The organism is Salinispora cortesiana (assembly GCF_000484695.1).
GTDB classification, from domain to species: Bacteria; Actinomycetota; Actinomycetes; order Mycobacteriales; family Micromonosporaceae; genus Micromonospora; species Micromonospora cortesiana.
Genome location: NZ_AXVR01000006.1, coordinates 124,659 through 138,633, shown reverse-complemented (window position 1 = coordinate 138,633; position 13,975 = coordinate 124,659). Strand labels below are relative to the sequence as shown.

10 protein-coding genes and 4 pseudogenes are annotated in these 13,975 nt (G+C 70.2%); 5 read left to right on the top strand and 9 right to left on the bottom strand.

Annotated features, from left to right (window positions below; all coding sequences use genetic code 11):
• Both K228_RS0105320 and K228_RS0105315 read left to right on the top strand, forming a co-directional pair.
• A partial coding sequence (locus K228_RS0105320; protein ID WP_025617481.1) for a transposase occupies positions 1-314 on the top strand: 314 nt, incomplete at its 5' end.
• Positions 315-589: 275 nt separating this feature from the next.
• Positions 590-1,132, top strand: coding sequence for a dihydrofolate reductase family protein (locus K228_RS0105315; RefSeq protein WP_281171559.1), 543 nt, complete (start codon positions 590-592; stop codon positions 1,130-1,132).
• A 76-nt stretch (positions 1,133-1,208) separates the two neighbouring features.
• Here the strand turns inward: K228_RS0105315 and K228_RS0105310 are convergent, their stop codons facing one another.
• Positions 1,209-1,628 carry a RidA family protein gene (locus K228_RS0105310; RefSeq protein WP_025617479.1) on the bottom strand — a complete coding sequence of 140 codons (420 nt, stop codon included), beginning with the start codon at positions 1,626-1,628 and terminating at the stop codon, positions 1,209-1,211.
• A gap of 73 nt (positions 1,629-1,701) precedes the next feature.
• On the opposite strand from K228_RS0105310, the gene K228_RS0105305 reads away from it, so the two are divergent.
• A complete protein-coding gene (locus K228_RS0105305) occupies positions 1,702-2,322 on the top strand; it encodes a TetR/AcrR family transcriptional regulator (protein ID WP_188116168.1) in 621 nt (206 codons plus the stop codon).
• Positions 2,323-2,335: 13 nt separating this feature from the next.
• Here the strand turns inward: K228_RS0105305 and K228_RS0105300 are convergent, their stop codons facing one another.
• A complete protein-coding gene (locus tag K228_RS0105300) occupies positions 2,336-3,736 on the bottom strand; it encodes a class II fumarate hydratase (RefSeq protein ID WP_025617477.1) in 1,401 nt (466 codons plus the stop codon).
• A gap of 53 nt (positions 3,737-3,789) precedes the next feature.
• The gene (pdxR, locus tag K228_RS0105295) at positions 3,790-5,199 is read right to left on the bottom strand and encodes a MocR-like pyridoxine biosynthesis transcription factor PdxR (protein WP_025617476.1); all 1,410 of its coding nucleotides are present in this window, start codon (positions 5,197-5,199) and stop codon (positions 3,790-3,792) included.
• Between the two features lie 128 nt (positions 5,200-5,327).
• On the opposite strand from pdxR, the pseudogene K228_RS0105290 reads away from it, so the two are divergent.
• Positions 5,328-6,134, top strand: a pseudogene (locus tag K228_RS0105290) (EamA family transporter); the annotation flags it as partial.
• Between the two features lie 109 nt (positions 6,135-6,243).
• On the opposite strand, the pseudogene K228_RS30355 reads toward K228_RS0105290, so the two are convergent.
• The 5 genes and pseudogenes from K228_RS30355 to K228_RS25340 form a co-directional block, all read right to left on the bottom strand.
• A pseudogene (locus K228_RS30355) lies at positions 6,244-7,136 on the bottom strand (tetratricopeptide repeat protein); the annotation flags it as partial.
• 1 nt (position 7,137) lies between these two features.
• Positions 7,138-7,668, bottom strand: a pseudogene (locus K228_RS30350) (AfsR/SARP family transcriptional regulator); the annotation flags it as partial.
• 189 nt (positions 7,669-7,857) lie between these two features.
• A complete protein-coding gene (locus K228_RS0105275; protein ID WP_025617472.1) occupies positions 7,858-9,525 on the bottom strand; it encodes a fumarate hydratase in 1,668 nt (555 codons plus the stop codon).
• 67 nt (positions 9,526-9,592) lie between these two features.
• Positions 9,593-10,966, bottom strand: a complete 1,374-nt coding sequence (locus K228_RS0105270; RefSeq protein WP_033776532.1) for an outer membrane protein assembly factor BamB family protein — start codon at positions 10,964-10,966, stop codon at positions 9,593-9,595.
• A 59-nt stretch (positions 10,967-11,025) separates the two neighbouring features.
• Positions 11,026-12,254, bottom strand: a pseudogene (locus K228_RS25340) (MFS transporter).
• A gap of 65 nt (positions 12,255-12,319) precedes the next feature.
• Between K228_RS25340 and K228_RS0105260 the strand changes: the two are divergent.
• Positions 12,320-13,309: an ArsR/SmtB family transcription factor gene (locus K228_RS0105260; RefSeq protein WP_025617470.1), complete on the top strand. Its 990-nt coding sequence runs from the start codon at positions 12,320-12,322 to the stop codon at positions 13,307-13,309.
• Here K228_RS0105260 and K228_RS0105255 read toward each other — a convergent pair.
• Positions 13,264-13,830, bottom strand: a complete 567-nt coding sequence (locus K228_RS0105255; protein ID WP_025617469.1) for an Lrp/AsnC family transcriptional regulator — start codon at positions 13,828-13,830, stop codon at positions 13,264-13,266. The two genes, K228_RS0105260 and K228_RS0105255, sit on opposite strands and share 46 nt — an antisense overlap.
• Positions 13,831-13,975 lie beyond the last annotated feature (145 nt).

The following is a 13,975-nucleotide window of genomic DNA, read 5'->3' as shown; positions in this document are numbered from 1 at the left end:
AGTTCGGCGACCGCTACCCAGCCGTCATCCGGCTCTGGCGAACATCATGGCCACAGTTCGTGCCGTTCCTCGACTACGACCACGAGGTCCGCAAGGTCCTCTACACCACCAACATCATCGAGTCCCTCAACGCCCGGTTCCGGCAAGCCGCCCGCCGCCGCGGGCACTTCCCCACCGAGCAGGCCGCGATGAAGGTCCTCTACCTCGTCGTCCAACAGAAACGCAAGAGTGGGAGCATCACCGGCCGGGTCTACGGTTGGGCCAAGGCCCTCAACGCCCTGATCCTCGCCTACGGCGACCGGATCACCATCTAACAACCTCGATCACACCACAGGCCTAAACACGGAAAACGCCACAGTCCCAGCCAGCCCGCCAGCGATGAATTCAGATCAGGACGACGAGATTGACTAGCACCGCCATGCGGTGGGGGCACCCCGGTGAGTCGACGGGGCGCCGGAATGTCGGTGCGTGATGATGACATCGGCGGAGGCGAGCCGCTTGTGATCATGACACCTCAGCACTCGGAGAGGTGGGCAGGAGCGCTATTCCCGGCTCGCGGAACAGGATGCCAGCAACCGGTGGGGGTGCCATGGGAAAAGTAGTGCTAGATATGACGATGTCGGTAGATGGCTGCATAGCCGGGCCGGACGGCGGGTCCGAAGCGCTGCATGACTGGTTCTTCGCCCCCTCGCCGGAGAGCCAGGCGATCGTCGAGGAGCTGCAGCGCAGCATGGGTGCGATGGTCATGGGGCGACGCACCTACGACCAGGGTGCCAGCCAGGACGGGTTCGTGGACAACCCGTTCGCGGTCGAGCACTTCGTCGTCTCGCACAGCAGGCCGGAGCAGGTGGCCAAAGGGGACACCGTCTTCCACTTCATCCCGGACGTGGCCGAGGCGGTGGGCCGTGCCCAGGTCGCCGCGGGTGAGCGCGAGGTCATCATCGGCGGTGGCGCCCAGCTCGCCCAGCAGTGCCTGGCCGCGGGGCTCGTTGACGAGATTCGGCTGGCGGTACGGCCCATGGTGATCGACGGCGGGATCAAGCTGTTCGACGCTACCGCTCTGCGGTTGGAGAACATCGGTGTGATCGATACGCCCCAGGCGACCCACCTGCGGTTCCAGATCCTGCGCTGAGCTGTGCTGTTTCCCTGGGCGGGCCAGGGCAGCGCCCAGGGAAACATCGACCTGCGCCACGCCGACCTCGGCCAACTCAACGTGGCAGTGTGTCGAGGACCGCCGTGGCCTCGACCTCGACCAGCAGGTCGGGGCCGGCGAGCGCGCTGATGCCCAGGCCGGTCAACGGGGCGGCCAGGGTGACGCCCAGCTTCGCCGCCGCCCGCGCGATCCCCTCTCCCAAAAGCGCCATCTTGTCGGGCGTCCAGTCGACGACGTACACGGTCAACTTCGCCACGTCATCGAAGGAGCCGCCGACCTCGGCCAGGGCGGTGGCGACGTTGAGGTAGCACTGCTCGACCTGGGCAGCGAGGTCGCCCACGCCAACCGTGTTCCCGTCGGTGTCGACGGCGACCTGGCCGGCGAGGAAGACCAGCCGAGACCCGGTGGCGACCGCCACCTGCGAGTAGAGGTCGACCTTTGGCAGCCCTTCGGGGTTAACCAGGGTGATGGTCATGCTGACTCCCTTTCGTGGAGCTGTCGGTTGGACCATCAAAACATAGCACAGCTATGTTATGTATCCTGGGGTTGTGGCCAGGAGGAAAGACCCAGCGGTCCGTACCCAACTCATCGAGCGGGCCGCGCACATGCTCCGCACCCGCGAGCCCATCACCCTCCGCTCGCTGGTGGCCGGCACGAGCATGTCGACCATGGCCGTCTACACCCACTTCGGCGGGATGGACGGCATGTGGAAGGCGCTCCGGCAGGAGGGCTTCACCCGCCTGGGCGCCCGACTCGCCCAGGTCACGCCCTCGGCGGACCCGGTCCGGGACCTGACCGCCCTGGTCACCGCCTACCTGGGCAACGCCCTGGACCACCCCGACCTGTACCGGGTCATGTTCGACGCCAACTTCGACCTGGAAGACGCCCAGGCGGCGGACGACACCCTGGAATACCTGGTCCAGGCCGCCGAACGAGGCCGGCGAGCCGGCCGCTACCGCGCCGACACCAACCCACTCGAACTGGCCACCCAGAGCTGGGCCGTCGCCCACGGCCTGGTCTCCCTGGTCGCCACCGGCCCCCTGCCCCGGCCGACCCTCGCCCACGGCCCCCTCCTGCTGACCGCACTCTTCACCGCCACCGGAGACGACCCCGACCGGTGCCGACAGTCAGTGGAGCAGGGCTGGCAGCCGGGCCTGGCCGACGACTAACAGGCACAATCCGTCAGGGGTGCGTCATCCGGAGCAGGTCAAGCGCCTCGTCAAGCTGCTCCTCGGTGAGCTTGCCGGAATCGAGGTGCCCTCGGGAGACCACCACCTCCCGGATCGAAACCTGCTTCGCGAGAGCCTCCTTCGCGATCGAAGCGGCCTCGTCGTACCCGAGATGCCGGTTGAGCGGGGTGACGATGGATGGCGAGCCCTCCGCGTACGACAAGCAGACCTCGACGTTCGCGACCAGGTCGACCACGCACCGGTCCGCCAGCAGCCGCCCCGACGCGGCCAGCAGCTTGATCGACTCCAGCAGGTTGCGGCCCATGACCGGGAGCATGACGTTCAACTCGAAGTCGCCCTGGGAGCCGGCGAAGGCGACCGTCGCGTCGTTGCCGATCACCTGCGCACAGACCTGGCGGACCGCCTCGCAGACCACTGGGTTGACCTTGCCGGGCATGATCGACGACCCGGGCTGGAGGTCCGGGAGACGCAACTCCTGCAGGCCGGCCCGGGGGCCGGAGCCCATCAGGCGGATGTCGCTCGCGATCTTGTAGAAACCGACCGCGATCGTCCGCAACTGCCCGGAGGTCTCGACCAGCGCATCCCGTGCACCCTGCGCCTCGAAGTGGTTTCGCGCCTCGGTCAGCGGCAGCTCCGTCGAGGTACGCAGCCGCTCGATCACCCGCGCCGCGAAGCCCAGCGGAGTGTTGATGCCGGTGCCGACGGCGGTGCCGCCCAACGGCAGCTCGGCCAGGCGGGGCAGGGCCGACTCCAGCCGATCGATGCCGTAGCGAACCTGCGCGGCGTACGCGCCAAACTCCTGGCCCAGAGTGACCGGCGTGGCATCCATCAGGTGGGTACGCCCCGCCTTGACCACCGTCTCGAACTCGGCGGCCTTGCTCTCCAACGCCTCCGCCAGGTGCTCCAGGGAGGGCAGCAGGTCCCGGGTCACAAACTCGGTGGCGGCCAGGTGGATCGAGGACGGAAAGACGTCGTTGCTCGACTGCGACGCGTTCACGTGGTCGTTCGGGTGCACGTCAGCGCCGAGCTTCCGACTGGCCAGGGTGGCGATCACCTCGTTGGCGTTCATGTTCGACGACGTGCCGGAGCCGGTCTGAAAAACATCGACGGGGAACTGGTCGTCGTACCCACCGTCGGCCACGTGCGCCGCGGCGGCGGCGATCGCGGCGGCCACCTTCGGGTCGAGCACCCCCAGCTCACCGTTGACCTCGGCCGCGGCACCCTTGATCTGGGCCAGTGCCCGGATCTGAGCCGGCTCCATCCCCCGCCCCGAGATCGGAAAGTTCTGCACCGCGCGCTGGGTCTGCGCCCGCCACAGTGCCTCGGCGGGCACCTCCACCTCGCCCATCGAGTCGCGTTCGATCCGGTTGCCCGTCGCCTCAGGATTCTTCACCCCACCATCCTGCCGCGCACGACCGCGCCGCGCGGATATTCACCCCGAGCCGCTCAATCGGTCCTGATCATCCGGACCGCGGCGGCCAACGCGGAGGCGGCTCCGACAAGCGAGTCGCGAGAGTGGACGGCATCCCCGACGACGAGCCCCGGTGTCGGTGGACGATGGTGGAAGGCGAAGTGGTCCGCCCCCCGCACGACCACGCCGCGTCGCGCTGCGGCATCCACCAACGCCCGCTCGCCAAGGTACGGCGGAATCGCCAGGAACGTATGCAGACCGGCGGGTGAGCCGATCAACCGGAAGTCGGGCAGCAGGTTGGCCACCGCGGCAGTAAACGCTTCCAGCCGCTCCCGGTAGCGCCTGCGCATCTGGCGCAGGTGCCGCTCGAGCCGTCCGGTGGCGATGAAGTCGGCGTACCCGAGCTGATCGATGGTGGAGCTGCCCAGGTCCTGGCGGGCGCGGGCCCGCTCCAGCACCGGCGTGAGGTGCGCGGGCGCGGCGAGCCACCCGATCCGAAGCCCCGGGGCGAGCGTCTTGCTGGCGGACCCGCCGTAGACCACCCGCTCGGGAGCGAGGCCTTGGACGGCGGGAGGACGTTCGGCATCGTCAAACCAGAACTCTGCGTCGTAGTCGTCCTCGACGATGATCCCGTCGACCTTCCGCGCCCAGGTCACCAGCGCCGCACGCCGCGACTCGGACAGCACGACACCGGTCGGGAACTGGTGCACCGGTGTCACCAGCACCGCCCGCGCCTCGCTGGCGGCCAAGGCCTGCACGTCGATCCCCTCGTCGTCAACCGGCACCGGCACCGGACGCAGCCCGATGTCTTCGAGGAACCTTCGCTGCCCCGGATGTCCGGGATCCTCGACGGCGACGGTCGCGTGTCCGAGATCCAACAGCATGTTCGACAGCAGCGCGAGGCCCTGCGCGAAACCCGCAGTGGTCATCAAGGTGTCGGCGGTGGTGCGGACAGCCCGAACCCGTCCGAGATAGGAGGTGAGTTCGCTCCGCAGCTCCGCCGCTCCGGCCAGAGCTGGATACTCCAGGTGCTCCGGCGTCGCGGTCTGCAGCACCCGCCGCAGGCAGGTGAGCCATTCGGCGCGGGGGAAGCCGCTGACATCCGCGAGTCCGGTGCGAAGGTCCCACCGCGCGGAAACGGTGCTGAGGGCGGGCTCCCCGGATGCCCCGGTGACGGCACGGTCCTGGGCGGGAGCCAGATTCGCGACCCGCGTACCGGAGCGGTCCACCGAGATCAGGTAACCCTCGGCGGTCAGTTGCTGGTACGCCTCGACCACCACGCTGCGTGCGATCCGTAGGTCGGCCGCGAGCAGTCGGCTGGACGGCAACGGCGCCCCGGGCCGCAGGGCGCCGGCCTCGATCATGCTCTTGATGCCGCTACGCAGCTGTTCGATCAGGGGCGTGGTGGACTGTCGGTCCAGATTGAGTTGGAGCTGCCATGCCATCTGGTCTGGTCTCACCTTCCCCATCTGGTCTGGTGCCCGACCCACCATGCCGGCTTCACTAAAGCGATCACGCAGGAACGACGTGACATCCCGGCAATCGCCACGCTAGAGCAACGGACCGGTAGACCATGCCGCCGCGTCAAGGAGAAAGCATTTTGAGCCGATATTGGGGGACTCTGTACGGCGTCGTGGCGATGGCCTTGGTCGGCAGCTCGGCGGCTGTCCTCGCCGGGCTCACCGACTATCCGACGTTCGGCGGCCAGCTGCTGCGCTACACCGGCGCGGCCCTGGTCTTGCTGCTGTTCATGCGCCTGCAGCGGGTGTCACACCTGCGCCTGTCGCCGCGCGAGGTGGTACGCCTGACGCTCCTCGCCGGCACCGGCCTGGCCGGATTCAACGTCTGCTATGTGCAGGCCGTACGGCATGCCGACCCGTCCAGCGTCGGGGCCGTCATCGGTGGCGTTCCGATCATGCTCGCGCTCCTGGCTCCGCTGCTACGGCGTCGGCCGCCCAGCGGGCGGGTGGTAGCCGCCGCAATCGTGGTAACGGCCGGCGTGGTGCTGACCCAGGGCTACGGTGGCGGCAGTGTCACCGGGCTGGCGTGGGCGCTGGGGGCACTGGCCGCCGAGGTGGCGTTCTCGCTGCTCGCCGTCCCGTTGCTACCGAGGCTGGGCCCATTGCGGGTCTCGACGTACGCGTCGGCGCTGGCGGTGCCCGTACTTCTCATCGCGGCCGTCGTCGCCGACGGGCAGGGCGCGGTTCCCCTCCCGACCATCGGGCAGGCGCTGGGGCTGGCCTATCTCGCTGTCGTCGTCACCGCGCTCGCTTTCGTACTCTGGTACGGGGCGATTTCTCGCCTCGGCGCCGATCGGGCTGGGCTCGCCGCCGGCATCGCGCCGGCCAGCGCGGTCGCGGCCACGGCGCTGCTGGGCACCGGCCACCCCTCGAGCGCGGACATCGTCGGCGCGGTCGTCGTCGGAATCGGCGTGATCCTCGGGCTGAGGCCCGCCCGAACCTTGCCGGAGAACCGGCGCCCCGAGCCGCTCACCCTAGCTCAGTCAACAGCCGCCGCACCTCGTGTCGCTCCGGCACGTCAACCTGGTCGAACAGGGCAAGCGCCTGGGTCCAGTGCGCTCGCGCCGCACTCGCGTCCGTCGACCGCAGGCAGCGGGCCATGCCGTCCAGGGCCCGCGCCTGCTCGTACCGATGGTTGATCTTCTGGGCGTCCTGCAGCACCCGGCGGAAGAGATCCAACGCGCTGGGCCCGTCCCCCTGCTCGGCGATCGCCCGAGCCAACAGGTTGCGGGAGGCACACGCACCAACCCGGTCGCCGGACCTGTTGATCGCGATCAGCGCCTCCCGGTGCAGCCGCGCGGCTTCCCCGAGCCGCCCAGCCTCCCGCGCCAACACGCCAAACTCGTTGAGGACCTCGCCCTCGCCGTAGCTGTTGCCGACCCGCCGCATGAGCCGTAGTGCCGCCCGGAGCAGGCGCCGGGCGGCTCGATGTCCCCCATCCGGTGCCGGATCATGCCGGTGTGCGCGAACGACCGGCCCAGTCCCCATAGATCATCGAGCTGTCGGGCCAGCGCCATGTGCAGCCGAAACGTGCGCAGGGCTTCCTCGTACCGGCCCCAGTAGGCGAGCGCGCAGCCCTTGTTGTTCGTCAGCTCGGCAAGCCTACCCTGCCCAGTCCGGGCATCGGCAGACTTGATCGCCTCGTCGTAAAACTCCAGGCAGCGCCGGTAGTCGCCATTGCTGGAATGGGCGGCTCCAAGATTTATCAGTCCGCCCACCACCTGTTGCCGCAGCCCGAGCCGGCGGCATACCTGAAGACCCCGCGACATCAGGGTGATCGCCTCAGGGAACTGCGCCAGCCGATAGTGCGCCGAGGCCAGGTAGTTCAGGGTCAGCGCCACCGCAGCCTGATCGTCGAGGCGCGTCAATCAGGTCGACGGCGTTGCCGAGCCGCAGCTCAACGGCAACACACTCCTCCAGCACCGTCACCCGTTGCTCGTCGAGCGTCTGAGCCCGCCCGCGTACGCTCCGACCGGCGATGCCGCCCAGCGCCGGCCCCCGCCAGAGCGCGAGCGCGGCACGGAGACGCCGACGGGCGTCAACCAGTTGGCCAGCGGTGACCGCCGCTCGAGCGGCAGCCACCTTGTGGGCGAACACCTCGGCGTCGAGATCACCCGGCGCGGTACGGACGCCGTAGCCGACCGGGTCGGTGACGATGAGTTCCGGGGGAAGCCCGAGGGTTGTGAAACGGCGCCGCAGCCGGGACACACAGGTCTGCAGCTGGGCGCGTGCAGTAGCCGGCGGCTGCTCCTCCCAGACCGCGTCAACCAACTCCTCCGTTGGCACGATCCGGCCAGCCTGCAGTGGCAGCATCGCGAGGATGGTCCGATCCCGACCCGCGGTGACGGTGGCCTCGCCACCGACCCGCAGTGGGCCCAGGATCCCAAACCGCATACTCCCTCCCCTGCCGTCTTTGCAGCTTCCAGCAGGGTAGCTTCCGGCCTAAAACAGGCTTGGCTACAGCGATAGCACGGTGAGAGCGGATCAAGAGAGCGACGGTCGACAATCCAGATCGGGCAGTCGAAGACACATTCGACGGGGGCGGTGCGCCCGTTCGGCCGTAGCCGAACGGGCGCACCGATGTCAGCGACGGCCGACGGTGAGGACCGGCTTGGTCACCTCGGCGAAGAAGTCGTTGCCCTTGTCGTCGACCACGATGAAGGCCGGGAAGTCCTCCACCTCGATCCGCCAGACCGCCTCCATCCCGAGCTCGGCGTACTCGAGCACCTCGACGTGCTTGATGCAGTCCTGGGCGAGCCGGGCCGCCGGGCCGCCGATCGAGCCGAGGTAGAAGCCGCCGTGCTCCTGGCAGGAGCGGGTGACCTGGGTGGAGCGGTTGCCCTTGGCCAGCATCACCATCGATCCGCCGGCGGCCTGGAACTTCTCCACGTACGCGTCCATCCGGCCCGCCGTGGTCGGGCCGAACGAGCCGGAGGCGTATCCCTCGGGGGTCTTCGCCGGGCCGGCGTAGTAGACCGCGTGATCCCGCAGGTAGGCCGGCATCGGCTCGCCAGCGTCCAGCCGCTCGGCGATCTTGGCGTGGGCGATGTCCCGGGCGACGACCAGCGGGCCGCTCAGCGACAGCCGGGTCTTGACCGGGTACCTGCTCAACTCGGCGCGAATCTCGTCCATCGGCCGGTTGAGGTCGACCCGGACCACCTCCGACGACTCCAGCTGGGACTCCGTCACGTCGGGCAGGTAGCGCGCCGGGTCCGTCTCCAGTCGCTCCAGCCACACCCCCGACGGGGTGATCTTCGCGACCGCCTGCCGGTCCGCCGAGCAGGACACGGCGATCGCCACCGGGCACGACGCGCCGTGCCGGGGCAGCCGGACCACCCGCACGTCGTGGCAGAAGTACCGGCCACCGAACTGCGCGCCGATGCCGAAGCCCCGGGTCAGCTCCAGCACCTCAGCCTCCAGCTCCAGGTCGCGGAAGCCGTGCGCGGTCATCGAACCCGCGGTCGGCAGCCCATCGAGGTACTTCGCGGAGGCCAGCTTGGCGGTCTTCAACGCGTACTCGGCGCTGGTGCCGCCGATGACGACGGCCAGATGGTACGGCGGGCAGGCCGCCGTGCCGATCAACCGCAGCTTCTCCTCCAGGAACTGCATCATCCGAGTCGGATTCAGCAGCGCCTTGGTCTCCTGGTACAGGTACGACTTGTTGGCCGAGCCACCGCCCTTAGCCATGAAGAGGAATTTGTACGCGTCCGGCTGCCCGTCCGGGTCCTCGGCGTAAAGCTCCACCTGCGCCGGCAGGTTGCTGCCGGTGTTGCGCTCCTCCCACATGGTCAGCGGGGCGAGTTGCGAGTAACGCAGGTTCAGCCGGGTGTACGCCTGCCAGACCCCCCGGGAGATCGACTCGGCGTCTGCCCCGTCGGTGAGCACATGCCGGCCCCGCTTGCCCAGCACGATCGCCGTGCCGGTGTCCTGGCACATCGGGAGCACCCCACCGGCGGCGATGTTGGCGTTGCGCAGCAGGTCCAGCGCGACGAAACGGTCGTTCGGCGAGGCCGCCGGGTCGTCGATGATCGACCGGAGCTGCGCCAGGTGCGCGGGGCGCAGAAAATGCGCGATGTCGTGCATCGCCTCGGCGGTCAGCGCGGTGAGCGCGGCCGGCTCCACAGTCAGGAATCGGCGACCACCGGGGCCGTTGACGACGTCAACGCCCTCGTCGGTGATCAGGCGGTACTCCGTCTGGTCCGAACCGGTCGGCAGCAGGGGTGCGTACGAGAAGGAGGCGGCACTGCTCATGAGCGGAAAGCCTAGGGCAGAAGAGCCGTCCGGTCCCACCCGCCGGGTAGGTCCTGGGACAGCGCTCTCACCCCGCGGGGCCGGTCGGCTGGAAGGAGACGTACCCGATCTGCCGGCCCTCACCGATGACCATGCCGTTCGCGCCGACCGCGAGCGCGTTCGCCGCCGTACGGAGGTTCGCCAGCTCAGCACCGGTACCCGGATCGAGCGCGACGAGCCGGGACGGATCCTGCTCGGCGAAAACCGCCGCGGACGGGGTGAGCGCCGCCCTCGGCTCCTCCTCGGCGGGGCGAGTCCAGCGGGTTTCGCCACCACCCAGTTCGCGGGCGGAGACCGAGCGCTCGTCGGCCGCGCGGACCAGGGCGTACCGATCGTCCACGGCGACGATCTTCGTGCCCGGGTCGGTGACCAGCAGCAGCCGGCCGTCGTAGGCGTCGAGGACTGCCTGCTTGCCGTCCGGCGACATCCCGATCAGCACGCTGCGGGCACCCAGCGGGTCCCGGCGCTGGGCGCAGCCGATGGCGTCGGCGGTGCCGAAGTTGACGCCCGCGCGTTGCCAGGTCTCCCGCCCGGACAGCGGGTCCCATCCCGAGATGGCGTAGCGGCAGTTGCCCTCCTCGGAGGTGGCGGTGAGCCGCAGCATCCGACCACCGACCACCGACAGTCGCTCGTCCCGGTTGGGTTCGATGTCGACGAGCACCCGTCCGGTTGCGGTGTCCAGCACGTGCACGCGACCATCGACCGGAAACCCGAGCAGCCCGGGCACCGGCTCCGGGCCGGAGATCTCGTTGTCGATCCGGACGGCTTCGATCCGGCGGGTGTCGAGCAGCCCCGGGTTGTCGCCGAGCAGGCCACTTCGGACGCCGGGCAGGTAGGCCGTCCACAGCGGGGTGTCGCCACGGGGATCCCAGGCCTGCAGCGTGCAGTCGGTAGGGGCCGGGCAACGCGCGTCGAGCAGTAGGTTCTGCCAGGTCCAGACCGCGACCGCGTCGCTGTCCCGCCGCCGGGTGGCGCCGGTGACGGGGTCGAGCACCTCGTAGCCCCGGGTGAGTAGCTTGCCCACCACGACGACGGCGTCCTGACCCGTACCGGCGACCGCCGACCAGTCGGCCTTGTGTTTCCAGAGCGGCGTGCCGTCGGCGAGCCGTACCGCCTCCACCCGGGTGCGCTGCTCGACCACGACGGCCTCCCCGGCGATGGTGACGCTACGCGGGGTGCCACCGATGCGTTGCTGCCAGACCACGCCCGGCCCGCCGATCGGGGCACTGCGGTTCACCCATTCCCACACGCCGGGGAACGGGTTCCAGACCCCGCTTACCGAGAGCACGACGACCGTCACGAGCCCGAGCAGCAGCCAACCCGGTTTACCAAGGCCGCGCCCCTTCACCACCGGGACACGGTAGCCGCCCGCCCCGTCCGCCGCACCCCGCCGCGCCCGCATCCGACACGCGCGGACCCGCATCGCACCCGCACCCGACACGCGCGGGCCCGCCCCGCGCGCTAACGCAGAGCCCCCGCCGCGGCTGGTGTAGGCGACGGGGCCAGCACCCGCCAGAGCACCACCGTCGCGGCGAGCGACGCCACCCCGGCCAGTGCCATCACAGTGCCGGGAGCGACCACCTCGCTCAACGCCCCGCCGGCCGCGGCGGCCAATCCCTGCCCCGCCATCAGGCCGGTGCCCAGCAGCCCGAACGCCTGCCCCCGGCGGGCTTCCGGCACCGCGTCGAGAAACCGCCGGGCCAGCCCGAGCTGGTAGGCGAAACCGGCGGTCGCGACCGTGAGCAGCACCACCGCCGGCCACTGGCCCGGCTCGGCCACGAAAGCCAGCATCGGCACGCCGAGCAGCAGCGCCAGCCACGGAGTCAACGCCTCCCGGCGGGCGGGCCCGACGAACCGTCCGACCAGCAGGTCACCGAGGAGCATCCCGAAGGCGCCGGCCATCAGCAGCAGGCCGGCACTGGCCGCCGGTTCGAGCTCGGCCGCGTACGGCACGAGCACGCCATCGGCCCCGACCAGCAGCGAGCCGGGAATCCACTGTGCCAGGAGCAGGCCGCGTACCCGCCGGTCGGCGAGGAGTGTCCGGTTGACCCGCCAGGTCTCCCCGACGGCGTTTCCGGCGGCCGTCCGCACCCGGGGCGCTCGCGACGTCAGCCCGACCCGGGCCAGCAGCGCGGCGAGGAGGCAGGTGGCCGCCGTGAGCCAGAGCGCCCCGTACGGGCCGACCAGCCCGAGCAGCAGGCCACCGAGGGCGAACCCGGCCACCTGGGTGCCCCCGGCCGCCACGGTCAGCACCGACCGCCCCAGCACGTACGCGTCGCCGTGCAGTATCTCCGGCAGCAGCGCACTGCGGGCGGCGCTGCTGACCGGGGCGAGGAGACCGACGACCGCGACCAGGCCGAGCATGGCCGCCGGGGAGAGCACGCCGAGCGCGAGCACCACCACCATGGCGAGCCGGAACAGGTCGTAGCCGACGATGAGCCGCCGCGGCGGCCACCGGTCGGCGAGGGCGAGCAGGAACACCCCGCCGACCGCGTGCGGCAGGAACCCGGTCACGTACGCCAACGCGGCGAGCAGCCCGGAGCCGGTGCGCTCGTAGATCAGCACGGACAGGGCGAGCATCTTCCCGTCTCGCCGATCACGAACACGCTGTAGCCGCCGAAGAGCGCCCGGAACTCGGCGATGGCGAAGACGTCCCGGAAGGTGACGGGACGGGAGTTGGTAACGATCACCCGAGCAAGTGTGGGGAGCCGCCCGGCAACGACCTATCCTTTCGTTCACCAGCGAAAGGAGCGGCATGCGGATCGAGGTGACCTCGGCGGACGTGGCGGTGAGCCGCTACGCCATCTCGCCGCTCGGGGAGGCGGTGTGGGCGCTGTGGCTCTGCGCCGGGCAGAACGAGGTCACCGGGCTGACCCCGTGGGTGACCCGGGCCCGCCACGCCTTCGAGCAGCTGCGGCGAAGCGTGCCGGCGATCGATGCGCTGTTGGCGTTGCAGCGCCGGGACGCGTACAACGCGGACTTCTTCCAACCGCCGCCGGACGGCACGGCGCGGGAGTTCGCCGACGAACTCGCCCTGGTCCGGTCGACTCCACTGGCGCGGGCCCGCGCCGAACTGGCCCGCAACCTCGCCGGCCACCGCACCCCACCGGCGAACGCCCGGCGGATCTACGAGTCGCCGACGGTGGTGGACCAACTCGCCGACGGGATCGAAGCGGCCTGGGTCACGCTGGTCGAGCCGGAGTGGCCGCGGCTACGGGCCGTCCTGGAGCGGGACCTGCTGTACCGGGCCGGGCGGCTGCTCGCGTACGGCTGGGGTGCGGCGGTCGCGGACCTGGACCCGCGGCTGCGCTGGGTCCCCGGCCCGGCCGTCGGCTTCCTCGACATCGCCGACCGGGATCCGCGGACGTACCCGCTGGCCGGGCGCGGAATGCTCTTCGTGCCCACCGTCTTCGGCGCCCTGATGTGCTACATCGAGCAGCCCGGGCCGTACGCGATCGTCTACCGGGCCGCCGGGGTCGCCGAACTACTCGGCCCCCCGGACCCAGCCCGGCCGGTGGAGGCGCTGGACCGACTCGTTGGTCGGGGCCGCGCGACGGTGCTGCGCGCCCTGGCAGCTCCCGCGACGACCAGTCAACTCGTCGCCCAACTCGGTCTGAGCCTGGGCGGCGTCGGCGACCACCTGGCGGTGCTGCGCGAGGCCGGCCTGGTGACCCGCGCCCGCGCCGGCCGCACGGTCCGCTACCGCCGCACCGCGCTGGGGGACGCGCTCGCCGAGAACGGCTGAGTGGACCGGGCGTTCTCCGCAGCCGTCGGTGCCGTCCCCCGCAGCGCGGAGCGGAGCAGGGGCAGAACCCGGTGCGGGATCTGCTCGGCCAGGGCAATGATCGTCGAGGTGCGTCGGATGCTCTCGTGCGACACGATCTGGTCAATCACCCGTTGCAGGTCAGCGTTGGAACGGGCCACGATTCGGCAGAGCAGGTCACCGGAGCCGGTGATGGTGTGCGCCTCGAGCACCTCCGGGATCGCCGCCAGGTGGGCGACGACCGGCTCGCGCCCGTGTCGTTGGCTGATCTCCAGAGTGACGAAGCTGGTTACCCCGAACCCGACGGCGGCCGGGGACACGGCGGGGCCGAACCCGTCGATCACCCCTCGAGCGATCAGCTTGTCCAGCCGCGCCTGCACGGTGCCCCGGGCCACCCCGAGGCGACGGGAGCACTCCAGTACTCCGATCCGCGGTTCCTCGGCTAAGAGCTCGATCAGGCCAACATCGAGGCTGTCCAGCTGGACAAAATGACCAGTGCTCATAGGTAAGGACCCTACCGCTTGTGCAACCTGACCAGCCTGATCAACAACAGTTGCCCAGTGAGCGGGAACACAGCGATATTCACTGGAGGAACACAGCACTAACGGAGCACGGCTGCGGCCCACCAGGCCGGCCGGTACGCGAGGG

Bases quoted from the DNA above. Each gene is read 5' to 3' on its own strand.
- K228_RS0105315 (WP_281171559.1), top strand. From the start codon at position 590: ATGGGAAAAGTAGTGCTAGATATGACGATGTCGGTAGATGGCTGCATA.
- K228_RS0105270 (WP_033776532.1), bottom strand. From the start codon at position 10,966: ATGCGGGCGCGGCGGGGTGCGGCGGACGGGGCGGGCGGCTACCGTGTC.
- pdxR (WP_025617476.1), bottom strand. From the start codon at position 5,199: ATGGCATGGCAGCTCCAACTCAATCTGGACCGACAGTCCACCACGCCC.
- K228_RS0105255 (WP_025617469.1), bottom strand. From the start codon at position 13,830: ATGAGCACTGGTCATTTTGTCCAGCTGGACAGCCTCGATGTTGGCCTG.
- K228_RS0105260 (WP_025617470.1), top strand. From the start codon at position 12,320: ATGCGGATCGAGGTGACCTCGGCGGACGTGGCGGTGAGCCGCTACGCC.
- K228_RS0105275 (WP_025617472.1), bottom strand. From the start codon at position 9,525: ATGAGCAGTGCCGCCTCCTTCTCGTACGCACCCCTGCTGCCGACCGGT.
- K228_RS0105310 (WP_025617479.1), bottom strand. From the start codon at position 1,628: ATGACCATCACCCTGGTTAACCCCGAAGGGCTGCCAAAGGTCGACCTC.